Here is a 24,977-nt window from a genome sequence, read left to right as displayed (position 1 = left end):
GTTTTCAAGGTATTTCCTATGCGGCGATAGTATCACACTAACTTTAGCCTTCTCAATATGCCTAATCACTAGGTAAAAACCACCCCCTTCATCGACAGTTTTCCTCCAAGTATTTGTCCAATCTTGATAGCCACTCACGACGCTCCCGATCATATGTATGACGGTTGTACACACCAGCTATACCTTTTTTCATATGCCCCAGCACCGCCTCTGCAATCTCATCCGAACAGCCCAATATTGCCAACTGTGTTCGGCAGCTGCGGCGCAAATCGTGAGGCGCCCAGTTCGTTACAGGTAGACGCGGCCGAAGGTCGTCTGGCTTCGTTTCGCTGTACGGCATATGAAACCAAACCGCACAACCCACCGATTTTTGCTCCATGTAACCCACCTTTCCGTACGACTCAAAAAGGTACTTCCCTTTTACGGTCCCCATGCGACGTCGCACCACAACCTCCGCCCGGCCGACAAGCGGAACGCGCAGATCTGTAGCATGCTCCCGCCATGAATTCTTTGTCTTCGCCTTTGGAATCGTCCACCAGAGTCCGTCAGCCTCTTCGCTGATTTCAGTCACTTCCATGGCCATAATTTCCGAGCCGCGCGTGCAAGTCCACAAGTACAGTGTCAATGCATCACACACCGCCTTCGAAAAATTTGGCAGCCACTTGATCAAGGTGGCAAGCTCTTCGGCGCTCAACACACGCTTGACTGGCCCGGCCTGGACACCCTGCACCACCCTCCCCTTGCTTCGCAGCTTGCCACGCATGATCAGGCGCCACCAGTTCGGCACAGTATCGGGCAGGCGCCCTGCATCATGGACATAATCCCAGGCCGCCCCCAGCTCCGCTCGGAGCTTGGCTGCCTGAACGGGAATATGTGCAAAGCTCTCGATCAGGTCGAAGGCATTGGAGCGAGAAACCTCTGCAGCGGGCATATCGCCAAATTCGCCCAGCATCGTGTCAAACATCCGCGCCACTTCCTTCACTCCTTTTTCGCCACGATTGCGCGATAGGTGCCCAGCCACGTACATATCCGCTACACGTCGGACCGTCAGCAACGCTTTCGCCTTACGCTCACGCTCTGCCTCTGTGGCTTTGCGCGACTGTTCGCGCACCTCGCGTTTATCGACGGCCAAGTCGACGCCTGCGCTGCGGGCACCACGCAGGCGCTCCCACTCTACCGTCGCGGCCGCTAGCGAGATCGCAGGCCACTCGCCAATCTTGGTTTGTCGCATGCGTCCATCAAGCGGGCTTTTATAGCGATATATCCACGATCTCTTCGACTTTGTAGCCTCAAGTCGCAGCCCTGGGCAGTCGGAAATGGTAAAGTGTTGGCCAGCCGCGAGCAGCTTTGCCGCTCTTGCATCGAATTGCATACTCACCTCAATAAGCGTAGGTCCGGCGTAGCTTTTACCCAGCACACGAACCCAATGTCGTTTTTTTGGCGTAGCTTCTGCAAAGTCAGCAATTTAGCTACGCCAAAACATGAAGTGTGATGATATGCGGTGATGTGTATTGATGCAATAGAGTGAAAACGAATTCGCAAGAACAACGAAACAAATCAAAGACTTATAGATGAATATGCAGTCAAATCAAGAGCTTGCAAAAATCCAGAAAAGCAAACTCACACCCATGATGCAGCAATATTTAGGCATCAAGGAAAACCATCCGACGATGTTGGTCTTCTACCGCATGGGCGATTTCTACGAGCTGTTTTTTGAGGATGCGGAAAAAGCCTCGCGCCTGCTGGGCATTACCCTGACGGCGCGCGGCGTAGCCAGTGGCAACCCCATTAAAATGTGCGGCGTGCCGTTTCATTCGCTCGACGGCTACCTGGCCAAGCTGGTCAAGCTGGGCGAGTCGGTGGCCATTTGCGAGCAGATCGGCGACCCGGCCACCAGTAAGGGGCCTGTCGAGCGCAAGGTCATGCGCGTGGTCACTCCGGGCACCCTGACGGATGCAGACTTGCTGCCCGAGAAGGCCGAGCGTCCGCTGCTGGCCATGTGCAGCATCACGCAGCGCAAGACGGTCACGACGGGCCTGGCCTGGCTGTCGCTGGCCAGCGGTGCCTTGAAACTGATGGAGTTTTCCGGCGACAGCGGCACTGTGGCGGCGCGATTGCAGCAGGAGCTGGAGCGCATCGTGCCGGCCGAAATCTTGAGCGGCGACAATGGCAACCTGTTCGACGAGTATGCGGGCACGCACATCAACCGCGTGCCGGACTGGCATTTCGACGTGGTGGGTGGCCACAAGGCCCTGCTCGACCAGCTGGGCGTGGCGACCCTGACGGGCTTTGGCGCCGATGGTCTCGGCGCCGCGTTCGGCGCGGCCGGCGCACTGCTGCGCTATGCGCAATCGACGCAGGGACGCGGCTTGCAGCACGTGCGCTCCCTGACGACGGAAACGGAAAGCGAATTCATCGGCCTGGACGCGGCCACGCGGCGCAACCTGGAGTTGACGGAAACTATCCGCGGCCAGGAGTCGCCTACGCTGTTCTCCCTGCTCGACCATTGCCGCACGGCCATGGGTTCGCGCATGCTGCGCCATTGGCTGCACCATGCGCGGCGCGACCAGAACGTGGCGCGCGCGCGCCATGAAGCCATCGCCGCGCTGGCGCAAAGCGAGGCGGCGGGGCCATTGGCCGCCACGCTGGCGCAAGTGCCCGACATCGAACGCATTACCACGCGCATCGCCCTGCTGTCGGCGCGTCCGCGCGACCTGGCCGCCCTGCGCGACGGCTTGCTGCAACTGCCGGCCCTGCGCGGCGATGTTGTGCGTTGTTATAGGGGTGAACAATGCGGCCAGGGCGGCGAAAGCGGTTTGCTGGCCGCCATCCACGCGGCCCTGGCGACACCAACCGCCTGCCTGGACTTGCTGGTGCGCGCCGTGGCGCAGGAACCGGCCGCCATGGTGCGCGACGGCGGCGTGTTTGCCACCGGCTTCGACGCCGAACTCGATGAACTGCGCGCGCTGTCGGAAAACGCGGGCCAGTTCCTGCTCGACCTGGAAACGCGCGAACGCGCACGCACGGGCATCGCCAACCTGCGCGTCGAATACAACAAGGTGCACGGCTTCTACATTGAAGTCACGCACGGCCAGACGGACAAGGTGCCGGACGACTACCGCCGCCGCCAGACCCTGAAAAACGCCGAGCGCTACATCACGCCCGAACTGAAAGTGTTCGAAGACAAGGCCCTGTCGGCGCAAGACAAGGCCCTGGTGCGCGAAAAGATGCTGTACGACCTGCTGCTGGCCGAACTGGCGCCGCACATCGGCACCCTGCAGACGATTTCGCAGGGCCTGGCCCAGCTCGACACCCTGAATGCGCTGACGGAACACGCGCAGCAGCACAACTGGGCCGCGCCGCAACTGGTCGACGAGCCGTGCATCAACATCATCGAAGGCCGCCACCCGGTGGTGGAAAAGCAGATCGAACGCTTCATCGCCAACGATTGCCGCCTCGTCAACGAGCGCCGGCTGCTCTTGATTACCGGCCCGAACATGGGCGGTAAATCGACCTTCATGCGCCAGGTGGCGCTCATCACCCTGCTGGCTTACGTGGGCAGCTATGTGCCGGCCGCGTCCGCCACCATCGGCCCCATCGACCGCATCTTCACGCGCATCGGCGCCACCGACGACCTGGCGGGCGGACGCTCGACCTTCATGGTGGAAATGACGGAATCGGCGGCGATTTTGAACGGCGCCACCGAGCATTCGCTGGTGCTGATGGATGAAGTGGGCCGCGGCACCTCGACCTTCGACGGCCTGGCCCTGGCGTGGGCCATCGCGCGCCATCTGATCGACAGCAGCCGCAGCTTCACCTTGTTCGCCACGCACTACTTTGAGCTGACGCAACTGCCGGACAGCCACCCGAGCGCCGCCAACGTGCATCTGTCCGCCGTCGAACACAAGGACAGCATCGTCTTCCTGCACGCCGTGCAAGCCGGTCCCGCCTCGCAAAGCTATGGCTTGCAGGTGGCGCAACTGGCCGGCGTGCCGCAACCGGTGATCAAGGCGGCGCGCAAGCACCTGGCGCGCCTGGAAGCGCAGGCGCTGGACGCCACGCCGCAGCGCGACCTGTTCGCGCTGCCCTCCGCCGATCCGTATGCGCAAGAGGAAGAAGAGGAAGCAGCGCCGCTGGCCGCGCTGAACGCGGCGCAGCAAGCCTTGCTCGACGCCATCGCCGACCTCGATCCCGACGCGCTCACGCCGCGCGACGCGCTGGAACAGTTGTATCAGTTGAAACGGCTGGCCGCCGCATGACCATACGGCGCAGCATGGCTAGCCTACGCCTGCGCCTGCTGGCTGCCGGCTTGCTGGCCGCCAGCCTGCCATGGCAAGCGGCGCTGGCCGCCCCAAGCGACCAGGCCGGCTTCGAGTTTGCCGTGCTGGGCCACTCCTTCAACGCCGGACCGGACGATGGCCCGTTAAAAAAGGCCATCGCGGAAACGAGCGCCTTCAATGCCTCGTTCGTGGTGGCTACCGGCATCAAGGCCGCCAGCGAGTCCTGCAGCGACAAGCTGTACAGCCAGCGCAAGGACGTGCTGGACGCCAGCGGGCCGCCGCTGATCGTCTCGCTGTCGGCCAGCGACTGGGCCAACTGCCGCAATTCGCGCGGCAGGGTCAACGCCATCGAGCGCCTGAACCGCTTGCGCGACGTGTATTTTGCCGACGACCAGAGCCTGGGCCAGCGCAAGCTGACCCTGTCGCGGCTGTCATCGACGGCGAAGTTCCGCAGCTATGCGGAAAACGCCCACTGGGAATACGGCGGCGTGCTGTTTGCCACCGTCAACCTGCCCGCGAATAACAACCATTTCCTGCCAGAAGCGGGACGCAACAGCGAATTCGAAGACCGCCTGGTGGCCAACCGCTCCTGGCTGCAGCGCCTGTTCGCCATGGCGCAGCGCAAGAAACTCGACGGCATCGTGCTGTTTTCCGATGGCGATGTGGGCGTACTGGACGAAGACGACAATTCGCTGCTGCCCAGCTTCAGTTCGAAACAGGATGGCTTTGCCGGACCGCGCAAGCAGATCCGTACCCTGGCAAAGAAATTCAGCGGCAAAGTGTTACTGGTCGATACGCAGCGCGCTGGCGATGCGGACGGCAAGGACGGCAAGGAGGGCAAGAGTAAAAAGGCCGCGGCCAGGGCTGGCGGGCCGAAAATCAGCTGGAAAGGCAACCTGGGCCACGTCAGCATCGACAACGACTGGTCCGCCATCGCCGTACGGCCGGGCAAGACACCATTCTTTGAGGTGCGTCAACGCGCTACCCGCCCATCGGCGCAGGCACGGGCCAAGGCGTCAACGCTACGGCGTTAATAACAGAGGCACAAACGAACAGGCCGGCATAGCGCCGGCCTGGAACAAGCAGTATTAATGAATTGGATGAGTGCGGAAGTGATCGCCCTCGTCGCCTTCATCATCTTCATCGCCATGGTCATGGCCGTGTGCGCCATGCACGTGGCCATGGGCGATTTCTTCGTCGGTGGCTTCGCGCACGTCAGCGACGGTCAGCGAGAAGCGCAGCGCGATGCCGGCCAGTGGATGGTTGCCGTCCAGCACGACTTTGTCGTCAGCGATATCGGTCACCGTGAAGATCATCGCTTCTTCGTCCGGCGAATCGCTTTCCGGCATGCCTTCGAACTGCATGCCCACTTCCAGCGGCTCAGGCAGGCGATTGCGCGGCTCGACCTTCACCAGGGCTGGATCGTATTCACCGAAAGCATCATCCGGTTCGATCTGGATCGTGTTGGAATAGCCAACTTCCTTGCCATCGAGCTCTTCTTCGATCTTCGGCAGGGTGTTTTCATAATCACCGTGCAGGTAGACCATCGGCTGACGGCCGTCTTCGATCAGATTGTCTTGCGCGTCTGACAGTTTGTAGTTGACAGTCACGACCGTATTTTTGGCAATCTTCATTATGCTTCCTTTCATTGTATAAGCTGGCAAATTATACCTTCACGCCGCCAACGACAGGCGCATTCCTGCATTTCCGGTTGTTATAATGGGCGCATGAAAAAATTAACTCTCCTCGGCGATATCACGCCGGCGCAATTCCTGCGCGACTACTGGCATAAAAAGCCCTTGTTGATCCGTCAAGCCGTGCCTGGCTTCAAGGCCCTGTTCGATATCAAGGCCCTGGCCGAGCTGGCCACCCTCGACCACGTCGAATCGCGCCTGGTCAGCCATGTGGATGGCCACTGGAACATGCAGCAAGGTCCGTTGACCAGCCTGCCCTCGCTGAAACAGAAGGAATGGACCCTGCTGGTGCAGGGCGCCAATCTGCACAGCGCCAAGGCCGACGCCCTGCTGCGCCAGTTCCGTTTCCTGCCGGACGCGCGTCTGGACGACCTGATGGTCAGCTTCGCCACCGATGGCGGCGGCGTGGGCCCGCATTTCGATTCCTACGACGTGTTCCTGCTGCAAGGCCAGGGCAAGCGCCACTGGCGCATCGGCGCGCAGAAGGACCTGAGCCTGATCGACGGCTTGCCGCTGAAAATCCTCAGCAACTTCACGCCCAACGAAGAATTCACGCTGGAACCGGGCGACATGCTGTACCTGCCACCCCACTACGCGCACGACGGCGTGGCCATCGGCGATTGCCAGACGTATTCGATCGGCTTCCGCTCACCCACGTTCCAGGAACTGGGCGAAGCTTTCCTGCAATTCATGGCCGACTCGATTGACTTGCCGGGCATCTACAGCGATCCCGACTTGAAAGCCTCGGGCAAGCCGGCGGAAATCCCCCGTGAAATGCTCAGCACCATCACGGAAGAAATCAACAAGGTGCGCTTCACGGAAGAAGACGTGACCATTTTCCTGGGCGAACACCTGTCGGAACCGAAACACAATGTGTTTTTCACGCCGCTGTCCAAGCCGCTGACGGTGGGCCGCTTCGCGGACGCCGCACAGAAAAAGGGCGTCGTGTTGTCGCGCAAGACGCTGATGCTGTATCGTGGCAAGAATGTCTTCATCAATGGCGAATCGTTTGCCATTGGCAAGGCCGATAAAACGGCCCTGGAAACCCTGGCCAACGAACGCGCGCTCGATGGCGCTGCCGTGGCCCAGGCTTCCGATGACGTGATGGATGCCTTATATACCTGGTATCAGGATGGCTGGATCGAACTGGCTTGAATGGGTGCGGCGTAGCAAAGTGGTATGACAGCAGGTGAAAAGACAGCCTCTGCGCCAGCGCAATGAAACATATTATTTTTATATCGTTTTGTCGTGCTTTCGCAAATCGCTTACACTTGCTTGCAATTTGCTTCGGCAAATATTGCGATATCACAAAATAGTTGCGAATTTGCCTCTTGCTCCTATTGCGACGCACCAAAAATCGCTATAATATTCGGTTAGGAAGTTTCCGTTGTCTGGCAGGCACCACCTGGTACGAAAAGCCTTCGAAGACGACCTAACGAGCGATAATTACCGGTAATTATTCATCGCAACAATATTGATTTATTTTTTGAAATAATTAAGGAAAACAAATGAAAAAATCCCTGCTGATCGCCTCCCTGATGGTTGTTGCTCTGGCTGCTTGCAGCAAAAAAGAAGAAGCTCCTGCACCAGCACCAGTAGTTGAAACCCCAGCAGCAGCACCAGTAGTTGAAGCTGCTCCAGCTGCTGCTGCTGACGCTGCTGCTTCGGCCGCTACCGACGCTGCTGCTGCTGCTTCGGCTGCCGCTTCGGCCGCTACCGACGCTGCTTCGGCTGCTTCGGCTGCTGCATCGGCTGCTAAGTAATTTAGCACCTTGCACTAGAGAAAGCCGGCCTTCGGGCCGGCTTTTTTGCGTCCGGCGTTTTGTCCGCAAGATATAACGCGGGACGCAGGCAATAAAAAAGGCTGACCCGATTTGCACCGGGCCAGCCTTTTTTATGCGCAGCAGGTTTTCAAACCTGCCGCTGCCACACCACTTATTTCAACTGCTCGTTCAACAGGCCCAGGATCTTCTCTGCCACTGGCGAGGTATCTGGCTGGCCTTCGTTGCTGAGGATGCTGACCAGGCTGGTCGCGCCATTGCCGGCCTTGACCAGGACGCGGTAGCGCTGCGCTTCCTTGTCCTTGTCGGACGACGAGCCCCAGCTGAACAGTTTCGAGAAGAAACCATCTTTCTTGACGACATCCGGATCGACGTAACGCACGAAATACGTGCCTTGCGTGCGGTCGCGGTCTTCGACCGTGAAGCCGACGCGGTCCAGGGCCAGGCCGACACGGCGCCAGGCGCGGTCGAAACCTTCATCGACTTCGATGGCGCGCGCCGGCGTGGCGGCTTGGCCCACCAGCTTGGCGTGCAGCGGCTGCACGATGGCGGCGTCGACGGCCGTCTTCGCCTGCGCATCGTCGCTGGCCGCGCCCAGGCGCGTCATCAGCTTGGCCAGGAATTGCGCTTCCAGGCCCGGATCGTTGGGACGCGCGGTCCAGGTAGTGGTTTCCTTGTCGCGGCCCGTAACGACCTCTTCCACGCCACGGTGGCTGATGTAGATCTCCGTCGAACCGTCGGCCAGGCGTTCCACGCGGGTGCGGAACTTGTCTTTCTCGCCCGTCGAGTACATCGAATCGAAGGCCTTGCCGATGGTGTTGCGGATAAAGTCCTGCGGCAGCTTGGCGCGGTTTTCGTTCCATTCGGTTTCCATGATGCCAGCCGTCGGCTGGTCGATGGCGACGGTAAAGCCCGAATCTTCCCAGAATTGCTTGAGCTGCGGCCACAGCACTTCAGGCGACTGCTTGACGACCAGCCAGCGCTGGTTGCCCGCGCGCTCGACCTTCACGCCACCGGCCGTGACAGGCACGACGCCCACCACGCCATCGGCGCCCACGATGACGGGCGTACCGGCCGTGGCGTTGCGCTGCGCGTTGTAGCCGGAAGCCGTGGCCACGCCATTCTTCGCGTCCGGCAGGGAGTAGCGGTTATCCTGCTGCAATTGCGTCAGGTCAGGCGGCACGTCCAGGGTGCTGGCTTTCTTGACCGACTTGTAGTCGACCTTGTCGCCGCCGACTACCGAACTGATCATGCCACAGCCCGCGAGGCTGGCTGCGACGGCGCCGATGACGATGCCGCGGACGGCGATGGTGGCAGGCGCCGGTTTGGTTTTCTTGCAATTAGTCATGTCGTAACTGGATAAGAAGCTAAGTAGCAGCTGGAATCAGGGAAGGTCCGGACTGGTCAAGCCCGGGCTTGAAGTTCGGCTTAAGACAGGATGCCAGCGTCGCGCAAGGCATCGCGCACGGTGGCATGGCAATTTTCAGCCAGCGGCACCAGTGGCAAGCGTATGCCGGCTGGCATCATGCCCATTTCGGCCAGCGCCCATTTGACGGGCACCGGGTTGGGCTCGACAAACAATTTCTGGTGCAGGGGGAAAACTTTGTTATTGATGGCGATCGCCGTGGCACGCTCGCCCGCCATGGCTGCGACGCACAGTTCGTGCATGGCGCGCGGCGCCACGTTGGCCGTCACGGAGATGTTGCCGTGGCCACCGCAGAACATCAGCGCCATGGCCGTCGGATCATCGCCCGAGTACACGGCGAAGTCGGCTGGCACCAGGCGCAGCAGGTCGATGCCACGGCCGATATTGCCAGTCGCATCTTTCACACCGACAATATTCGGGATGGCGGACAGGCGCACGATGGTTTCGTTGCTCATGTCGGCAACGGTGCGGCCAGGCACGTTGTACAGGATTACGGGAATGTCGACGGCTTCGGCGATGGCCTTGAAGTGCTGGTACATGCCTTCCTGGGTAGGACGGTTGTAGTACGGCACCACTTGCAAGACAGCATCGGCGCCCGCTTCTTTCGCATAGCGCGTCAGTTTGATGGCCTCGGCCGTGGAGTTGCCACCGGCGCCGGCGATGATAGGAATGCGTCCCTTGGTGTGCTCGACGGTCAACTTGATCAGTTCGCAGTGTTCTTCCACGCTCACTGTTGCCGATTCGCCCGTGGTGCCAACGATGACGATGCTGTCCGTACCCTCGGCGATATGCCAGTCGATCAGCTTGCGCAGACCTGGAAAGTCCAGACTGCCGTCAGCGTGCATCGGGGTGACGATTGCTACAATGCTGCCCTTGATCATAGTAAGTTTATAGCGCCGATAAATAAAACAACGATTGTAGCGGATAGCCCGCGCCTGTGGTGCATTCTGACATAGTATGGCCGCTCAAAACGTCGGCAGCAAGGCTGCCAACCGTGGAAAATCCGGCCGGACGGCACAAATTCGTTGCACTAGAGCAGCTTTTGGCTGTTCCACGCGCCCATCCTCGTACGCTACCACACGCAAGCCGTGCTGCACCGCCCAGGTCAGCAGTTCGCCTTCCTTCAGCAGGAATTTCGGATTCGACGGCTTGCCGAACTGCTCGTTACCCTCGGCAAAGGTTTCATACAGCAACACGCCATCGGGCGCCAGGCTGGCCACCATTGCTTCGAGCAAGGGCCGGTGCAGATAATTGGTGACGACGATGCCGGCAAAGCGGCCGGGCGCGAACGGCCATACGGCACCGGGCGCCTCCAGGTCCACCAGCGAGGTGGTGATGCCCGTGCCGGCCGCCTTTTCCAGCATTTCCGGGTCGTGGTCGAGCGCGATCACGGGGTGGCCCAGGCTGACCAGGTGGCGCGCATGGCGGCCGGCACCACAGGCCAGGTCCAGCACTTCGCCGCCCGGGATCAGGGGCGCCCAGCGGCGCAGCCAGCCCGAAATCGCTTCAGTTTCTATTGTTGGTTCAGTTACTTGCATCGGTACTTCCATCAGTTAATTGCGTGCATCAGCTTGCGCGGCATCAAGTCAAGACAGCCGTCAGGGGCGTGACCAGGGTGACAAAAATGCCAATGACAAATTCGATCGCCGCCAGCAGGGCGCGGTTCAAGATACCCGTGTACATCAGCAGCACCAGGGCGCCGAAGACATACAGGCTGTAGCGCTCGATGCTGGCGTAAGGGCGTGCCAGTTGCATCGGCAACAAACCCGTCATGATGCGCCCGCCATCGAGCGGTGGCACGGGAATCAGGTTAAAGACAAACATGGCCGCATTCACGCTGACGCCGGCGCCGGCCATCTTGCGGAAAAACATGCCCATTTCCGTCGGCGGCAGGACACTCAGGACGACAAAGGCGATCATCCAGCCAAAGCCCATGACGAAATTGGCGCCAGGACCGGCAAACGCCACCCACGCCATCTGCTTCTTCGGATTGCGCAGGCGGCTGAAATCGACGGGTACCGGCTTGGCATAGCCAAACGGTACCTGGATCGTGAAATACAGTATCAAGGGCAGCAATATCGTGCCGAAAGGATCGATATGCCGAATGGGATTGAGGCTCAGCCTGCCCTCGTTCGAGGCCGTGGGGTCGCCGAAATAGCGGGCGGCGTAGCCGTGCGCCGCCTCGTGCAGGGAAATGGCAAACAGCACCGGCACCAGGTACACCGCAATGGTCTGGACTATCGTATTGAAATCGCTCATGACCGCGATTCTACCAGAGGCGTCCCAGGCACTTTCTTATGTTGCCATTAAAGATAGGTAAATCCCGCGCCCTGCGCCAGCGACTACAAACCCAGCACGGCCGGGTCGCCGCGTCCCACGCGCACCACTTCCGGCTCCGCTCCCGTCAGGTCGATCACGGTGCTGGGGCCATGTGCGCAAACGCCGCCATCGATGATCAGGTCGACCAGCTTTTCCAGCCGTTCGCGGATCGTGTCGGCATCCGTCAGGCTGTCTTCGTCGCCAGGCAGGGTCAGGGTCGCACCCAGCAGGGGCTGGCCCAGTTCTTCCAGCAGGCTTTGCACGATGCGGTGCTGCGGCACGCGCAGGCCGATGGTCTTGCGCGAAGGATGGCTGAGGCGGCGCGGCACTTCCTTGGTCGCCTCCAGGATGAAGGTATAGGCGCCCGGCGTGCCCGCCTTGAGCAGGCGGAACTGGCGGTTGTCCACGCGGGCATACAAGCCCAGTTCGCTCAAGTCGCGGCACAGCAGGGTCAGATGATGCTTTTCATCCACGCCACGGATGCGGCGCAGGCGCTCGACGGCGCCCTTGTCGTCGAGCTGGCACACCAGCGCGTAGCAGGAATCGGTGGGCAAGGCCACCACGCCGCCGGACTGGATGATCTGCGCCGCCTGCTTGATCAGGCGCAATTGCGGATTCTCGGGGTGAATCTGGAAAAATTGACTCATGGTCTACGTATTCTTAGTTATTGGCATTAGTTATCATTATTGCACGCCGCGCAGGGCAGCGATGCGTTGCTCGATCGGTGGATGGGTGGCGAACAGCGCGCCCCAGCCGCCATTGCCGCCGCTGACGCCCAGCGCCTGCATCGATTGGGGCAGTTCGCCCGGCGGCACGCCGCCCAGGCGGGCCAGCGCATGCATCATCGGCGTGGGGCTGCCCAGCAGCTTGGCCGAACCGGCATCGGCGCGAAATTCGCGCTGGCGCGAGAACCAGGCCACGATGATGGAAGCGAGCAAGCCGAAGATGACTTCGCACACCATCACGGTCACAAAGTAACCGATGCCGCGTCCGCCGCCTTCGCGGTTGTTATTTTTCAGCAGCACATTGTCGACAAAGAAACCCACCACGCGGGCCATGAAGACGACAAAGGTATTCACCACGCCCTGGATCAGGGTCAAGGTCACCATGTCGCCATTGGCGACGTGGGCGATCTCGTGGCCCAGCACGGCTTCGACTTCATCGCGGTTCATGCTCTGCAGCAAGCCGGTCGAGACGGCCACCAGCGCCGAATTTTTGAAGGCGCCCGTGGCAAACGCATTCGCGTCGCCTTCGTACACGGCCACCTCCGGCATGCCGATGCCGGCCCGCTCGGACAAGGCGCGCACGGTATTGACCAGCCACAACTCGGTCGACGAGGTGGGGTTGTCGATGACGCGCGCGCCCGTGCTCCACTTGGCCATCGGTTTGCTGATCAACAGGGAAAAGATCGACCCTGTAAAACCCACCACCAGCGAAAACACCAGCAGGCTGCCCAGGTTCAGGGTGCTGCCCCGCGCCGGATTGCCCACGCCCAACAAGCTGAGGACGAGCGACAGCACCAGCATCACGGCCAGGTTGGTGGCAATAAAAAGGACAATACGTTTCATGGGCGATGGCTCCAGATGACTATGTATAACAAGAATAACAAAAAGATATGTACGCTAACGCAGATTTCAAGCAGCTCTGGCAACACGGCGGCGCATCGGCAGCCAGGAAAATCGTCGCGAGCGGCAGTGATTTGTGGCCGAGAAGCGCAACCGTACTGAAGTACGGTGAGCATCGCCGGCCGCAAAGCGCGCCGCGCAGCAGATTTGCCTGGCTGTCAGCTAAAACCAGTCGTGCCAGATGGGCGTGACGTTGGTGGGCAGCGGCGGCAGCTTGGCAAAATCCACGCGCGACTCGCCCGGCGCATGGAAATCCGTGCCGCGCGAGGCGAGGAAGCCGTAGGCGTTGGCCAGCTGCGCGTATTCCGGATACTGGTCCGGACTGTGGCTGCCCGTGACGACTTCGATGGCCACGCCGCCGAGTTGCTTGAATTCATCGAACAGCACGCCTTGCGCCATGTCGCTGAAGCGGTAGCGGCCCGGATGGGCGATGACGGCCACGCCGCCCGCGCCGCGTATCCAGCCCACGGCCTCGGCCAGGGTGGCCCAGCGGTGCTCGACGTAGCCCGGCTTGCCTTCCGACAGGTATTTCTTGAACACGTCAGGGATGTTCGCGCATTTCCCCGTTTCCACGATGTAGCGGGCAAAGTGCGTGCGCGACATCAGATCCGGGTTGCCGACAAATTTCAAAGCCCCTTCATAGGCGTCGGGAATGCCGGCCAGGTCCAGCTGGCGGGCGATTTCGCGGCCGCGCGCGTCGCGCCCGGAGCGTGTCTGGTGCAAGCCCTGCACCAGGCCCGGATTGTTTTCATCGACTTGCAAGCCCACGATGTGCACGGTCTGGCCGGCCCAGGTGATGGAAATTTCCACGCCGGCCACGAAACGCATGCCCAGGTCCAGCGCGGCCGTGCGCGCGGCGGCGACGCCGGACACTTCATCGTGGTCCGTCAGCGCCCATACATCGACGCCGGCGTTGCGCGCGTACGCAGCCACGGCGGCGGGAGACAGCACGCCGTCGGAGATATTCGAATGACAATGCAGGTCGACTTTAAGCATGTGAAAACAATACCCTGCACGGGCTCAGCATGGAAGAAGTTTTCATTGTACGCTGCTTGCCAAATCGTGCTGCGGCGTTCCCGACACACATCAGGCCAAAAAGGCTTCCACCAGGCGCGCCAGCTCCGCCGGCTGGTCATGGTGCAGCATGTGGCCCGCGTCGGCCATCATCTCGCAGCGCACATCCTTGATGCAGGCCAAACGCCGGTCGATTTCAATGCGCGCCTCTTCCTTCGGCCCCATCCATTGCCACATATTCGTATCATCGGCTTCCACCCACAGCACGGGTGCCGTGATGCGGCGCCAGCACGCCATCACTTCTTCCACCTGGTACAGGATGGGATTGACACGCTTGTGCTGCGGGTCGCCCAGGATGTCCCACTCGCCCGCCTCGTTCTGCGCCGACCAGTGCTCGGCCAGGAAGGCGGCGCGCGCGTCGGGCAGGCGCGGATTGGTCTTTTGCAGGCGCTCGGCCACGGCCTGCTGGCTCGGATAGCTGCGCATCGCGGGCGGCTCGCGCAATTCAGCTAGCCACTTGGCGTAGCGGCCCGGCGCCTGCTCCGGCTTGCTCGCCATCATGCCGAAGCCTTCCAGGTTGATGAAACGGCTGATGCGCTCGGGCCGCACGCCCGCGTACAGGCCGGCCACGTTGGCGCCCATGCTGTGGCCGAGCAGATTGACGGGGGCATCCGGCGCATAGTGCAGCAGCATGGCGTCCAGGTCGGCCAGGTAGTCGGGGAACCAGTAAGTGTCCGATTGCGTGTAATCGCTCAGGCCAAAGCCGCGCCAGTCGGGTGCGATCACGTGCCAGTCGCCTTGCAATTCGTCAACGACGAACTGGAACGAGGCGGCCACGTCCATCCAGCCGTGCACCATGAACAGGATGGGCGCGCCTTCGCGGCCCCAGTGGCGCACATGGGTGCGGGCGCCGCGGATGTTGATGAATTCGGAACGGGAAAGTTTCATGGGTTTCATCTGATTGCCTGCCTTGAAAGTGGCGCGGATGGCGCCACATGCTGTGTCTGTAGATAGGGTGCGCATAAAAGTACGACCGTTCGATTATTATACCGGATTAGCGCCGGGCGCCAGGACTTGTCCTGCAACAGCGTAAAATAGCGTACACAACACAGTAAAACTTCAGCGTCCGGCCCAGCCCGGCGCTTCCACCACCGCCACAGGCTAACGATGACACTCTACCAATTGGGCGCCGATGCGCCACAGATTGACGCTTCCGCTTTTGTTGCCGACACGGCCAACGTGATCGGCAAGGTGACCCTGGAAGCGAACACGTCCGTATGGTTCGGCGCGACGATTCGCGGCGACAATGAACGCATCACCGTGGGCGCCAACAGCAATGTGCAGGAAGGCGCCGTACTGCACACGGACCCGGGCTACCCGCTGGACATCGGCCAGAACGTGACCATCGGCCACCAGGCCATGTTGCATGGGTGCACGATTGGCGATGGCGCCCTGATCGGCATCCAGGCCGTGATCCTGAACGGCGCGAAGATCGGCAAAGGGTGCCTGGTCGGCGCGGGCGCCCTGGTCACGGAAGGCAAGGAATTTCCCGACAATATGCTGATCATCGGCTCGCCGGCAAAAGCCGTGCGGCCCTTGACGGCAGACGATATCACCAAGCTACAAGGCAACGCCGTGAACTATGTGCAACGCGGCCAGCTATTTAATACGCAACTCAAGAAGATTGGATAAGAGAATGACGACTGAAACCACCGGCGCAGTCAGCGCAGCCGTTAGCGGCCAGGATACCCTGCAAAAATTTATTTTCGACAATGCTGCCGTGCGCGGCCAGTTCATCGACGTTTCCCACACCTGGCAGGAAGTGGTATCGCGCCACGCCTATCCGACGGCCGTGAAAAAAGTGCTGGGCGAAATGGTGGCTGCCGCCGCCCTGCTGTCGGCCAACCTGAAATTCAACGGCTCCATCATCATGCAAATCCACGGTGACGGTCCCGTGCGCCTGATGGTCGTCGAGTGCGATTCCGACCTGCGCTTGCGCGCCACGGCCAAGCTGGACCCGGACGCCACCATCCCCGACGTCGCCAGCGTACCGCAATTGCTCAACGCCACGGGCAAGGGCCGCTTCATCATCACCCTGGACCCGGCCGACAAGGTGCCGGGCCAGCAACCGTACCAGGGCATCGTGCCGCTGGACGGCGACGACATGGCGACCGTGATCGAAAACTACATGTTGCGCTCGGAACAGCTCGATACGCGTCTGTGGCTGGCCACGGACGACAGCGTCTCGCGCGGCCTGCTGCTGCAAAAGCTGCCCCACCATGGCGGCAAGGCCGAAGCGACACCCGTCTCGGAAGAAGTTGCACTGGACACATGGCACCGCGCCGTGATGCTGGCGTCGACCCTGAAAGAGGAAGAAATCCTCGCCACCGACATCGAGACCCTGATGCAGCGCTTGTTCTGGGAAGAAACCATCCGCGTCTTCGACCCGCTGCACCCAAGCTTCCATTGCAGCTGCACGCGCGAAAAAGTGGGCAATATGCTCAAGATGCTGGGCGAGGAAGAAGTCAACGGCACTCTGGACGAAGTGGGGAAAGTGGGCGTGAACTGCGATTTCTGCGGCCAGCACTATGAATTCGACAAAGTCGATTGCGCGCAGCTGTTCATCACGGATGCGCCAGCCGAAGTCTTGATTCCGCCAGCCGCCAGCATCAACTAAGCATTACAGTGTCGCAATGAATCTGCCGCGCCGCCCCTCAGGCGGCGCAATTGTTTCCACTGTCATCGTTCCGTCATCAGTCCGTCATCAGCCCGTCACGCGCCGCCGTTACGCTGCGCAGCTTGTATTACTTCCCACTTTCCACAGGCTGATGATGACCACCCACTTGACGCTGGCCCTGCGCCGTCATTCCTTCCATGTTTTGCTGGGCGCTTGCGCTGCGGGCCTCTCCCTGCCGGCGCTGGCGCAAACGGCCGTCGCCGCCGCCGTGGCGTCCGCCACCACCGAGATGGCAGCGCCCGTTGATGACAACGCACCGATGACCACGGTGGAGATTTCCTCGCGCAAGACGCGTTCTTCGGTCGCCCTGAGCAAGAATGAAATCCAGAAAATCCTGCCCGGCACGAATCCCCTGAAAGCCTTGCAAACCTTGCCTGGCGTCAGCTTCCAGACGGCCGATCCATGGGGCAACAACGAGCAAAACCTGTCGCTGTTCGTACATGGCTTTTCCGGCCAGCAACTCGGCTACACCATGGATGGCGTGCCGCTGGGTGACCAGCAGTACGGCAACTACAACGGCCTGTCGCCGCAGCGCGCCGTGATCAGCGAAAACGTGCGCAGCGTCGTGCTGTCGTCGGGGGCGGGCGACCTGGCGACGGCCTCGACCAGCAACCTGGGCGGCACCATCGAAACCTATTCCAGCGACCCGCTGGCCACGCAAGGCGCCAGCGTGCAGCAAACGGTGGGCAGCCACCGCACCTCCCGCACGTTTGCCCGCTACGACACGGGCGCCTTCGGCGACGGCAGCAGCGCCTACTTTTCCATCCTGCACCACGAAGCGCGCGCCTGGGACTTCGATGCGCGCCAGGGCGGCGACCAGTTCAATGCCAAATACGTCAACCGCAGCGAGGCGGGCAAGCTGACCCTGTTCTTCAATTACTCGGACAAGATCGAGCCGAACGAAGACAGCACCGTGCACGTGAAAGGCGAGACGAGCGCGCCGTACACGCGCCCCTTCCTGTACCCGGACTTCAAGGCGGCCCTGAATTACCTGTCGCCGACGGGCGCCACGCCGGCTGCTGACGGCAACAATTACCGCAATTACTACAGCGATGCGCAGCGCACCGATTACCTGGCCTACGCCAAGTTCGACGCCAACTTGTCCGAAGGCATGACGTGGTCTAACCAGGTGTATTACCACAAGGATGACGGCGCGGGCGTGGTCGCCGGTCCCATCGGCGTGGCCGGCTTGCCGGGCCTGTTCAGCGTGTACTACCCGAAACAGAACCTGAAACAGGTGTTCGGCAACTCGGGCTACGCCGTGCGCACCACGGAATACGACATCAAGCGCGGTGGCTTCCTTTCCACCCTGCGCAAGGAAATCGGCAATCATCAGCTGGAAGCGGGCCTGTGGCTGGAACAGAACCGCTCGTCCGCCTACCGCCGCTGGTATGCGCTGGACGTCAACAACCCGACCTCGCCGTATGACCGCCCCAGCAATCCTCTGATCACGCAGTACGGCAGCGAGATCGACAACAAGGTGGTGCAGCTGCACTTGCAGGATGAATGGCGCATCCGCCCCGATATCGCCCTGCAGGCGGGCTTCAAGTCCAGCCTGCAGTTTGCCGACGGCCAATTCCCCGTGCAACCGGCCCTGGGCGCCATCTCGGGCGGTTCGACGGCCTTGCCGGTCGGCACCATCAACACGAAAAAATGGTTCCTGCCGCAAGTGGGCGCGCGCTGGGACTTCACGCCGCAAGACCAGCTGTACTTCAATATCCAGAAAAACATGCGTCAGTTCGTCACCTATGGCGGCGGAGGCGCCTCGCCATGGAGCTTGTCGAGCCAGGCCGCGTTCGACCTGTTCAAGCGCGACGCCAAGCCGGAAACGGCCCTCACCTATGAAGTAGGCGTGCGCGGCAGCCATGCCCTGAACCTGGGCGCCATCACGTCCATCGATGGCCAGGTCAATGTGTACCACGTCGATTTCAGCAACCGTTTGCTGCAGATCAGCCCCACGCCCGTGATTTCCTCCATCATTGGCGGCAACCCCGTGCTGGCCAACGTGGGCAGCGTGCGCACGGACGGCATCGACATCGCCGGCACCGTGCACTTTGGCAACAATTTCTCGTTCTACAATGCCCTGTCGTACAACCGCTCGCAATACGCGGACAACTACAACAATGGCGCCGCGCTGGTATTGACAGCCGGCAAGAACGTGCCGGGCTCGCCGGAATGGCTGAACAAGTTCGTGGCTTCGGCTACGTTTGGCGATATCGAAGTGCAACTGACGGGTGACTATGTGGGCAAGCGCTACGCGACGTACACCAACGATTTGTCCGTGCCCAGCTATTTCCTGATGGGTCTGGGCGTGTCGGGCAAGCTGCCAGCCATGGCCAGCTGGCTGAAAAACCCGCGCTGGCGCGTGAACGTCAGCAACCTGGCCAACCGCGAAGGTTCGCTGAACGTGGTGGTGGGCGCGGCCGACAAGACGTACAACACCTTCCCGATCGCCCCGCGCCAGGGCTTTTTGACCCTGACGGCGGACTTCTGATGCGCACGCCTATCCTCCCGCAACGGCACTTTTCGCGCCGTAGCTTCGTGCAGGCGGCCGTCGGCGGCCTGGCCCTGGTCGCCGCGCCCGGCTTTGCCGCCGGCCTGCTGGAAGCAAAACCGGCGCGTCCGCTGGTGTTCGCCCACCGGGGCGCCAGCGCCCTGCGCCCCGAGCATACGCTGGCGTCGTATGCCAAGGCCATCCTTGACGGCGCCGATTACGTCGAGCCGGACCTGGTCGCCACGCGCGACGGCATCCTCGTGGCGCGCCATGAAAGCAATCTGATCGACACCACCGACGTGGCCCGCCGGCCTGAATTTGCCAGCCGGCGCGGCAAGAAGCTGGTCGACGGCGAATGGCACGAAGGCTGGTTCGTCGACGACTTCACCCTGGCGGAATTGAAAACCCTGCGCGCCATCGAACGGCTGCCGAAAGTGCGCACCGGCAACACCTTGTACGATGGCCAATTCCAGATCCCCACCTGGGAAGAAATCATCGATTTTGTTGCAGCGCAATCAGCCGCCAGCGGGCGCATCATCGGCCTAGTGCCCGAGCTGAAAAGCTCGACGTATTTCCGCGATGCGGGCCTGGCGCTGGAAGACCGTTTCCTGTCGACCATGCTGGCGCACGAATACACGCGCCGCGCGCCGATCGAAATCCAGTCCTTCGAAGTGGCCAATCTGAAGTACTTGCGCGAGAAGCTGGGACGGCGCGCCAACGTGCGCCTGATGCAGCTGGTGGTGGGCGGCGAGGTGCGCCCCATGGATGTCGTCAAGGCGGGTGGAAAGTTAACGTTTGGACAAATGACCACACCGGCCGGCTTGCGCGACATCGCCGCCTACGCGGACGTGGTGGCGCCGCCCACGCGAGCAATCATCGCGCTGGGCGCCGATCAGCGCCTGGCCAAGCCCACCTCCATTGTCGACGATGCGCACCAGGCGGGCTTGCTGTTGCACACGTGGACCTTCCGCCCGGAAAACCGTTTCCTGGCGGCCGACTTCCGTGATGGCAATGGTGAGAACGCGCGCAACGAAGCGGGATCCGTGGCGGAAATGCGGCGCTACATCGCAACGGGACTGGACGGTTTTTTCAGCGACGATCCGGGCCTGGGACGCATCGCCGCCGGATAAACATTTCGTAACAATTTTAATTTCAGGGCGTGGCCGGCAGCTACGCCCTTATTATGCGTTTCTTGAATTTCTGAAATTGGAATTTGAAATTGGACGCATATCGCAAACTCCATTATTGTGCAATGCAACAACAGACCATTCATGGAGGGCATATGTCCACTTTTACCAACACCTACAGCAACGACAACGACAACTACTTCAGCAACCTGGGCCGCGCCACGCGCGCCTTCCTGGGCGCCCTGCTCGCTTCCAAGCCGTACAGCGAACTGGCACAGAAGGAAGTCATCGCCACCAGCACCAGCAGCGCCGAAGAACAGCGCTATGTGCGCCCAAGCAAGCGCGATATCGCCCTGCTGAACTCGGAAGCGGCCCGTTACGAGCACCTGATGCCGAATCTGGCCTCGGAACTGCGCTTCCTGGCGTCGCGCGGATAAAAAACGCCCAGGGCGGCGTTGCCTGCGCCTCGCCGTACGTTCGTACTGTCTTCGGCTTGGCGCCTGGCCCTGGACGTTTTTTAAGCCAACCAAACACTGAAAGGATTTTTATATGATATTTCTCGAAACCGTACTGGTGAGCGTGGCCATCGTGGTTACCAGCATCCATTTTTACCTGATCTCGACCGGCAAAGCCCGTTTCTGATCAGCAAGCAGCAAGCAGCAAGGCAATCGTGTGCAGCAGTGCAGAGTAGCAAGTACAGGGTAGCAAATACAGGGTAGCAATGTGACAGGTCAGCCTGGCAATCGGTCCAGGCTGGCAAGCGGGAAGTCGTACTATCTTAATGTGGCGCAGTAGCGTCCACCGGTGTTTCCAGCAGTGGCGGGGTTTGTCCCTTGCGCACGATCTGCACGAAAATCTCATTCTGTTTGACCATGCCCAGCTCATAGCGGGCACGCTCCTCGACGGCGCCAGTACCATCTTTCAGGTCGCGCACTTCGGATTCGAGCTTGGCGTTTCTCGCCTTCAATTCCATGTTCTTCTTGTTGGCCAGCGCCACTTGGGCTTCCATGTCGGCAACACGCAGCCAGCCGCCTTTACCCAGCCAGAGGGGAAATTGGATCAGCAGCAGCAGGGCTGCCAGGGCGAGCGTAATCAGGCGCATGGGGCATTCAGTTAACAAACCGGCCGGATCTCTCCGGCCGGCCAGTGGGTTTTACATCAGCTTACTTCAGATTATAGAACGCATCGCGGCCAGGGTAGCTGGCGATGTCGCCCAGGTCTTCCTCGATACGCAGCAGCTGGTTGTACTTGGCCATGCGGTCCGAACGCGACATCGAGCCGGTCTTGATCTGCAGGGCGTTGGTAGCAACGGCGATATCGGCGATGGTCGAGTCTTCCGTTTCGCCCGAGCGGTGCGAAATGACGGCCGTGTAGCCGGCGCGCTTGGCCATTTCGATGGCGGCGAAGGTTTCCGTCAGGGTGCCGATCTGGTTGATCTTGATCAGGATCGAGTTGGCGATGCCTTTCGAGATGCCTTCTTTCAGGATCTTGGTGTTGGTGACATACAGATCGTCGCCGACCAGTTGCACTTTCTTGCCCAGTTCCGCCGTCAGGATCGCCCAGCCGTCCCAGTCGCCTTCGTGCATCGCGTCTTCGATCGAGATGATCGGGTACTTGTCGCACCAGGTTGCCAGCAGGTTGGTGAACTCGGTGGCCGTCAGGCTCAGGCCTTCGCCTGCCATTTCGTACTTGCCGTTCTTGTAGAACTCGGACGCGGCGCAATCGAGGCCGATGGCGATCTGCGTGCCTGGCTCGTAGCCCGCTTCTTCGATGGCCTGGATGATCAGCTTGATGGCTTCTTCATGGTTGGCCAGCGATGGCGCGAAACCGCCTTCGTCGCCCACGTTGGTGTTCAGACCCTTCTTGTGCAGGATCTTTTTCAGCGTGTGGAACACTTCCGCGCCGTAGCGGACGGCTTCCTTGAACGACGGGGCGCCCACGGGAATGATCATGAATTCCTGGATGTCCAGGTTGTTGTCGGCGTGCGCGCCGCCGTTGATGACGTTCATCATCGGCACCGGCATCTGCATGGCGCCCGAACCGCCGAAATAGCGGTACAGCGGCAAGCCCGCTTCTTCGGCGGCAGCCTTGGCCACGGCCATGGAAACGGCCAGGATGGCGTTGGCGCCCAGGCGCGATTTGTTTTCCGTGCCGTCCAGGTCGATCAGGGTACGGTCCAGGAAAGCCTGTTCATTGGCGTCCAGGCCCATGATGGCTTCGGAGATTTCGGTGTTAATGTTTTCGCATGCTTGCAGCACGCCCTTGCCGAAGTAGCGCTTGGCGTCGCCATCGCGCAATTCCACGGCTTCGCGCGAACCGGTCGAGGCACCCGACGGTACGGCCGCACGGCCCATCACGCCCGATTCCAGCAACACATCGCATTCGACGGTCGGGTTACCGCGCGAGTCCAGGATTTCGCGACCGATAATATCAACAATAGCACTCATGTCATTCTCCAAAGTTAAGCGTAACAGGGGGCTGCACACTGCGTTCTGATGCGCAATTGCACAAAGGGGGCAAAGAAACTCCCGGCGGGAACCATCTGGCCGGGAGCTGTCTTACGGGTAATACTGTCGCAATCGACCGCGTTATTGCGCAGCGGCGTTGGCTTCTTTGTGCGCCAGCGCTGCCTTGATGAACGAGGTAAACAACGGATGGCCAGTGCGTGGCGTCGACTTGAACTCGGGATGGTATTGCACGCCCATATACCATGGGTGGGAATTTTCACCCGTGCGTGGCAATTCCATGATTTCGCACAAATCTTCGCTCGGCGTGCGGGCCGAGACGATCATGCCAGCCGCTTCGACACGGGCCAGGTAATGATTGTTGGCTTCGTAGCGATGACGGTGACGCTCGGTCACCACGCTGCCGTAGATCTCGGCAGCCAGGGTGCCCGGATTGACGGCGCAGGTCTGCGCGCCCAGGCGCATGGTACCGCCCAGGTCCGAGTTTTCATCGCGCAACTCGACTTTACCATCGTGGTTTTGCCACTCATTGATCAGTGCTACGACAGGTTGATCCGTATCAAGGTCGAACTCGGTCGAATTCGCGTTCGGCATGCCTGCCTTGTTGCGCGCGTATTCGATCAGGGCCACTTGCATGCCCAGGCAGATGCCCAGGTAAGGGATCTTGTGTTCACGGGCGAACTGGGCCGCCTTGATCTTGCCTTCCACGCCGCGCTTGCCGAAGCCGCCCGGCACCAGGATGGCATCGTACTTGGCCAGGTTCTCGCAACCGGTCGTTTCGATTTCTTCCGAATCGATGTACTCGATGTTGACGCGGCTTTCCGTGTGGATGCCGGCGTGGCGCAACGCTTCGATCAGCGACTTGTACGACTCGGTCAGCTCGACATACTTGCCGACCATGCCGACGGTCACTTCCGCCTTCGGGTGCTCCATCGTGTAGATCAGCTTGCTCCAGATCGACAGGTCGGCCGGTGCCGGATCGAGGTCCAGCGCTTCGCAGATGATCTTGTCGAGGCCCTGGTCGTGCAGCATTTGCGGCACTTTGTAGATGGTGTCGACGTCCCACACGGAAATGACGGCATGCTCTTCGATATTCGAGAACAGCGAGATTTTCGCGCGCTCGTCTTCCGGGATGGCGCGGTCGGCGCGGCACAGCAGCGCGTTCGGCATGATGCCGATTTCGCGCAGTTTTTGCACCGAGTGCTGCGTCGGCTTGGTCTTCAGTTCACCGGCCGAGGCGATGTAAGGCACCAGGGTCAGGTGGACGAAGGCCGTGTTCTTGCGGCCGGCGCGCAGGCTCAGCTGGCGTGCCGCTTCCAGGAAGGGCAACGATTCGATATCGCCGACGGTGCCGCCGATTTCGCACAGGGCCACGTCGTAGCCTTCGGCGCCACGGCGGATGTAATCCTGGATTTCATTGGTGATATGCGGAATCACCTGCACGGTCTTGCCCAGATATTCGCCCCGGCGTTCCTTGCGGATCACCGATTCATAGATCTGGCCAGTGGTGAAGTTATTCACCTTTTTCATGCGGGTGGAGATGAAGCGCTCGTAGTGACCGAGGTCGAGGTCGGTTTCGGCCCCGTCATCGGTGACGAATACTTCACCGTGTTGCATAGGGCTCATCGTGCCAGGATCGACGTTGATATACGGGTCGAGCTTGAGCATGGTGACTTTAAGGCCGCGCGATTCGAGGATCGCGGCGAGGGAGGCGGCGGCAATCCCTTTTCCAAGGGAAGACACAACGCCACCAGTGACGAAGACAAATTTGGTCATTGCAGATGGTGCCGAACGGCACGTGCGGGAAATTGAAATTATACACTAAAGCCCGCCTGCGGCGCTCTCCACACGTGGAAATTTGCGCCAAATGTCGACGATCACCCCCGCTCCTGCGGTCTACGCACAACAAAATTACTCAATAGTAATAATTAATATATTTTCAATTCCATACTTTGTGTGGGCGAGCGAACAGACCCTGCCGCGCCCTGGCGGCAGACTGGGATTTTTCAACGGAG

At 60.7% G+C, this 24,977-nt stretch carries 22 protein-coding genes; 9 read left to right on the top strand and 13 right to left on the bottom strand.

Annotated elements, in window-relative coordinates:
* Window positions 1-88: 88 nt before the first annotated feature.
* The gene (locus CLU93_RS18280; protein WP_099762775.1) at window positions 89-1,372 is read right to left on the bottom strand and encodes a tyrosine-type recombinase/integrase; all 1,284 of its coding nucleotides are present in this window, start codon (window positions 1,370-1,372) and stop codon (window positions 89-91) included.
* Window positions 1,373-1,628: 256 nt separating this feature from the next.
* On the opposite strand from CLU93_RS18280, the gene mutS reads away from it, so the two are divergent.
* Both mutS and CLU93_RS18270 read left to right on the top strand, forming a co-directional pair.
* Entirely contained in the window at window positions 1,629-4,259 is a 2,631-nt protein-coding gene (gene mutS, locus CLU93_RS18275) for a DNA mismatch repair protein MutS (RefSeq protein WP_257225004.1), read from the top strand.
* Window positions 4,260-4,273: 14 nt separating this feature from the next.
* Window positions 4,274-5,314, top strand: a complete 1,041-nt coding sequence (locus CLU93_RS18270; RefSeq protein ID WP_257225003.1) for a hypothetical protein — start codon at window positions 4,274-4,276, stop codon at window positions 5,312-5,314.
* 54 nt (window positions 5,315-5,368) lie between these two features.
* Here the strand turns inward: CLU93_RS18270 and CLU93_RS18265 are convergent, their stop codons facing one another.
* Window positions 5,369-5,914: an FKBP-type peptidyl-prolyl cis-trans isomerase gene (locus CLU93_RS18265; protein ID WP_099762773.1), complete on the bottom strand. Its 546-nt coding sequence runs from the start codon at window positions 5,912-5,914 to the stop codon at window positions 5,369-5,371.
* Window positions 5,915-6,007: 93 nt separating this feature from the next.
* Here CLU93_RS18265 and CLU93_RS18260 point away from each other — a divergent pair, with 93 nt between their 5' ends.
* Window positions 6,008-7,129, top strand: coding sequence for a cupin domain-containing protein (locus CLU93_RS18260; protein WP_099762772.1), 1,122 nt, complete (start codon window positions 6,008-6,010; stop codon window positions 7,127-7,129).
* Between the two features lie 353 nt (window positions 7,130-7,482).
* Entirely contained in the window at window positions 7,483-7,737 is a 255-nt protein-coding gene (locus CLU93_RS18255) for a hypothetical protein (RefSeq protein ID WP_096237298.1), read from the top strand.
* 172 nt (window positions 7,738-7,909) lie between these two features.
* Here CLU93_RS18255 and bamC read toward each other — a convergent pair whose 3' ends face one another.
* From bamC to CLU93_RS18215, 8 genes are all read right to left on the bottom strand, one after another.
* Window positions 7,910-9,103 carry an outer membrane protein assembly factor BamC gene (bamC, locus tag CLU93_RS18250; RefSeq protein ID WP_099762771.1) on the bottom strand — a complete coding sequence of 398 codons (1,194 nt, stop codon included), beginning with the start codon at window positions 9,101-9,103 and terminating at the stop codon, window positions 7,910-7,912.
* A gap of 80 nt (window positions 9,104-9,183) precedes the next feature.
* Window positions 9,184-10,062, bottom strand: a complete 879-nt coding sequence (dapA, locus tag CLU93_RS18245) for a 4-hydroxy-tetrahydrodipicolinate synthase (protein WP_099762770.1) — start codon at window positions 10,060-10,062, stop codon at window positions 9,184-9,186.
* 84 nt (window positions 10,063-10,146) lie between these two features.
* The gene (locus CLU93_RS18240; RefSeq protein WP_099762769.1) at window positions 10,147-10,719 is read right to left on the bottom strand and encodes a class I SAM-dependent methyltransferase; all 573 of its coding nucleotides are present in this window, start codon (window positions 10,717-10,719) and stop codon (window positions 10,147-10,149) included.
* Between the two features lie 43 nt (window positions 10,720-10,762).
* Entirely contained in the window at window positions 10,763-11,440 is a 678-nt protein-coding gene (locus tag CLU93_RS18235; RefSeq protein ID WP_099762768.1) for a site-2 protease family protein, read from the bottom strand.
* Window positions 11,441-11,523: 83 nt separating this feature from the next.
* Window positions 11,524-12,147 carry an L-threonylcarbamoyladenylate synthase gene (locus CLU93_RS18230; RefSeq protein WP_096237305.1) on the bottom strand — a complete coding sequence of 208 codons (624 nt, stop codon included), beginning with the start codon at window positions 12,145-12,147 and terminating at the stop codon, window positions 11,524-11,526.
* Window positions 12,148-12,183: 36 nt separating this feature from the next.
* Window positions 12,184-13,068, bottom strand: coding sequence for a protease HtpX (htpX, locus tag CLU93_RS18225; RefSeq protein WP_099762767.1), 885 nt, complete (start codon window positions 13,066-13,068; stop codon window positions 12,184-12,186).
* A 219-nt stretch (window positions 13,069-13,287) separates the two neighbouring features.
* A complete protein-coding gene (locus tag CLU93_RS18220) occupies window positions 13,288-14,121 on the bottom strand; it encodes a 3',5'-nucleoside bisphosphate phosphatase (protein WP_099762766.1) in 834 nt (277 codons plus the stop codon).
* A gap of 90 nt (window positions 14,122-14,211) precedes the next feature.
* Window positions 14,212-15,087, bottom strand: coding sequence for an alpha/beta fold hydrolase (locus tag CLU93_RS18215; RefSeq protein ID WP_099762765.1), 876 nt, complete (start codon window positions 15,085-15,087; stop codon window positions 14,212-14,214).
* A gap of 219 nt (window positions 15,088-15,306) precedes the next feature.
* Here CLU93_RS18215 and CLU93_RS18210 point away from each other — a divergent pair, with 219 nt between their 5' ends.
* The 5 genes from CLU93_RS18210 to CLU93_RS18190 all read left to right on the top strand — a co-directional run bounded on the left by CLU93_RS18210 (window position 15,307) and on the right by CLU93_RS18190 (window position 20,934).
* Window positions 15,307-15,831 carry a gamma carbonic anhydrase family protein gene (locus CLU93_RS18210; protein WP_099762764.1) on the top strand — a complete coding sequence of 175 codons (525 nt, stop codon included), beginning with the start codon at window positions 15,307-15,309 and terminating at the stop codon, window positions 15,829-15,831.
* 4 nt (window positions 15,832-15,835) lie between these two features.
* A complete protein-coding gene (gene hslO / locus CLU93_RS18205; RefSeq protein WP_099762763.1) occupies window positions 15,836-16,816 on the top strand; it encodes an Hsp33 family molecular chaperone HslO in 981 nt (326 codons plus the stop codon).
* Window positions 16,817-16,967: 151 nt separating this feature from the next.
* Window positions 16,968-19,370: a TonB-dependent receptor gene (locus tag CLU93_RS18200; protein WP_257225002.1), complete on the top strand. Its 2,403-nt coding sequence runs from the start codon at window positions 16,968-16,970 to the stop codon at window positions 19,368-19,370.
* Window positions 19,370-20,500 (top strand): glycerophosphodiester phosphodiesterase, encoded by a 1,131-nt coding sequence (locus CLU93_RS18195; protein ID WP_099762762.1) that lies wholly within the window; start codon window positions 19,370-19,372, stop codon window positions 20,498-20,500. The genes CLU93_RS18200 and CLU93_RS18195 overlap by 1 nt, the downstream gene beginning before the upstream one ends.
* Before the next feature lie 152 nt (window positions 20,501-20,652).
* Window positions 20,653-20,934, top strand: a complete 282-nt coding sequence (locus CLU93_RS18190; RefSeq protein ID WP_099762761.1) for a hypothetical protein — start codon at window positions 20,653-20,655, stop codon at window positions 20,932-20,934.
* A gap of 341 nt (window positions 20,935-21,275) precedes the next feature.
* Here the strand turns inward: CLU93_RS18190 and ftsB are convergent, their stop codons facing one another.
* The 3 genes from ftsB to CLU93_RS18175 form a co-directional block, all read right to left on the bottom strand.
* On the bottom strand, window positions 21,276-21,599 hold the full coding sequence (ftsB, locus tag CLU93_RS18185; protein ID WP_099762760.1) for a cell division protein FtsB: 324 nt from the start codon (window positions 21,597-21,599) through the stop codon (window positions 21,276-21,278).
* A 61-nt stretch (window positions 21,600-21,660) separates the two neighbouring features.
* A complete protein-coding gene (eno, locus tag CLU93_RS18180) occupies window positions 21,661-22,944 on the bottom strand; it encodes a phosphopyruvate hydratase (RefSeq protein ID WP_010400536.1) in 1,284 nt (427 codons plus the stop codon).
* Window positions 22,945-23,085: 141 nt separating this feature from the next.
* On the bottom strand, window positions 23,086-24,738 hold the full coding sequence (locus tag CLU93_RS18175) for a CTP synthase (RefSeq protein WP_099762759.1): 1,653 nt from the start codon (window positions 24,736-24,738) through the stop codon (window positions 23,086-23,088).
* Window positions 24,739-24,977: the final 239 nt, after the last annotated feature.

Origin of the sequence: Janthinobacterium sp. 35 (assembly GCF_002754575.1) — a bacterium.
GTDB lineage: Bacteria > Pseudomonadota > Gammaproteobacteria > Burkholderiales > Burkholderiaceae_D > Janthinobacterium > Janthinobacterium tructae.
This window is presented reverse-complemented; position numbering and strand designations above follow the sequence as displayed.

What these genes read in the sequence shown, in the direction of transcription:
- CLU93_RS18280 (WP_099762775.1), bottom strand. Translation starts at nt 1,372, where the DNA reads ATGCAATTCGATGCAAGAGCGGCAAAGCTGCTCGCGGCTGGCCAACAC.
- mutS (WP_257225004.1), top strand. Translation starts at nt 1,629, where the DNA reads ATGATGCAGCAATATTTAGGCATCAAGGAAAACCATCCGACGATGTTG.
- CLU93_RS18270 (WP_257225003.1), top strand. Translation starts at nt 4,274, where the DNA reads ATGGCTAGCCTACGCCTGCGCCTGCTGGCTGCCGGCTTGCTGGCCGCC.
- CLU93_RS18265 (WP_099762773.1), bottom strand. Translation starts at nt 5,914, where the DNA reads ATGAAGATTGCCAAAAATACGGTCGTGACTGTCAACTACAAACTGTCA.
- CLU93_RS18260 (WP_099762772.1), top strand. Translation starts at nt 6,008, where the DNA reads ATGAAAAAATTAACTCTCCTCGGCGATATCACGCCGGCGCAATTCCTG.
- CLU93_RS18255 (WP_096237298.1), top strand. Translation starts at nt 7,483, where the DNA reads ATGAAAAAATCCCTGCTGATCGCCTCCCTGATGGTTGTTGCTCTGGCT.
- bamC (WP_099762771.1), bottom strand. Translation starts at nt 9,103, where the DNA reads ATGACTAATTGCAAGAAAACCAAACCGGCGCCTGCCACCATCGCCGTC.
- dapA (WP_099762770.1), bottom strand. Translation starts at nt 10,062, where the DNA reads ATGATCAAGGGCAGCATTGTAGCAATCGTCACCCCGATGCACGCTGAC.
- CLU93_RS18240 (WP_099762769.1), bottom strand. Translation starts at nt 10,719, where the DNA reads ATGCAAGTAACTGAACCAACAATAGAAACTGAAGCGATTTCGGGCTGG.
- CLU93_RS18235 (WP_099762768.1), bottom strand. Translation starts at nt 11,440, where the DNA reads ATGAGCGATTTCAATACGATAGTCCAGACCATTGCGGTGTACCTGGTG.
- CLU93_RS18230 (WP_096237305.1), bottom strand. Translation starts at nt 12,147, where the DNA reads ATGAGTCAATTTTTCCAGATTCACCCCGAGAATCCGCAATTGCGCCTG.
- htpX (WP_099762767.1), bottom strand. Translation starts at nt 13,068, where the DNA reads ATGAAACGTATTGTCCTTTTTATTGCCACCAACCTGGCCGTGATGCTG.
- CLU93_RS18220 (WP_099762766.1), bottom strand. Translation starts at nt 14,121, where the DNA reads ATGCTTAAAGTCGACCTGCATTGTCATTCGAATATCTCCGACGGCGTG.
- CLU93_RS18215 (WP_099762765.1), bottom strand. Translation starts at nt 15,087, where the DNA reads ATGAAACTTTCCCGTTCCGAATTCATCAACATCCGCGGCGCCCGCACC.
- CLU93_RS18210 (WP_099762764.1), top strand. Translation starts at nt 15,307, where the DNA reads ATGACACTCTACCAATTGGGCGCCGATGCGCCACAGATTGACGCTTCC.
- hslO (WP_099762763.1), top strand. Translation starts at nt 15,836, where the DNA reads ATGACGACTGAAACCACCGGCGCAGTCAGCGCAGCCGTTAGCGGCCAG.
- CLU93_RS18200 (WP_257225002.1), top strand. Translation starts at nt 16,968, where the DNA reads ATGATGACCACCCACTTGACGCTGGCCCTGCGCCGTCATTCCTTCCAT.
- CLU93_RS18195 (WP_099762762.1), top strand. Translation starts at nt 19,370, where the DNA reads ATGCGCACGCCTATCCTCCCGCAACGGCACTTTTCGCGCCGTAGCTTC.
- CLU93_RS18190 (WP_099762761.1), top strand. Translation starts at nt 20,653, where the DNA reads ATGTCCACTTTTACCAACACCTACAGCAACGACAACGACAACTACTTC.
- ftsB (WP_099762760.1), bottom strand. Translation starts at nt 21,599, where the DNA reads ATGCGCCTGATTACGCTCGCCCTGGCAGCCCTGCTGCTGCTGATCCAA.
- eno (WP_010400536.1), bottom strand. Translation starts at nt 22,944, where the DNA reads ATGAGTGCTATTGTTGATATTATCGGTCGCGAAATCCTGGACTCGCGC.
- CLU93_RS18175 (WP_099762759.1), bottom strand. Translation starts at nt 24,738, where the DNA reads ATGACCAAATTTGTCTTCGTCACTGGTGGCGTTGTGTCTTCCCTTGGA.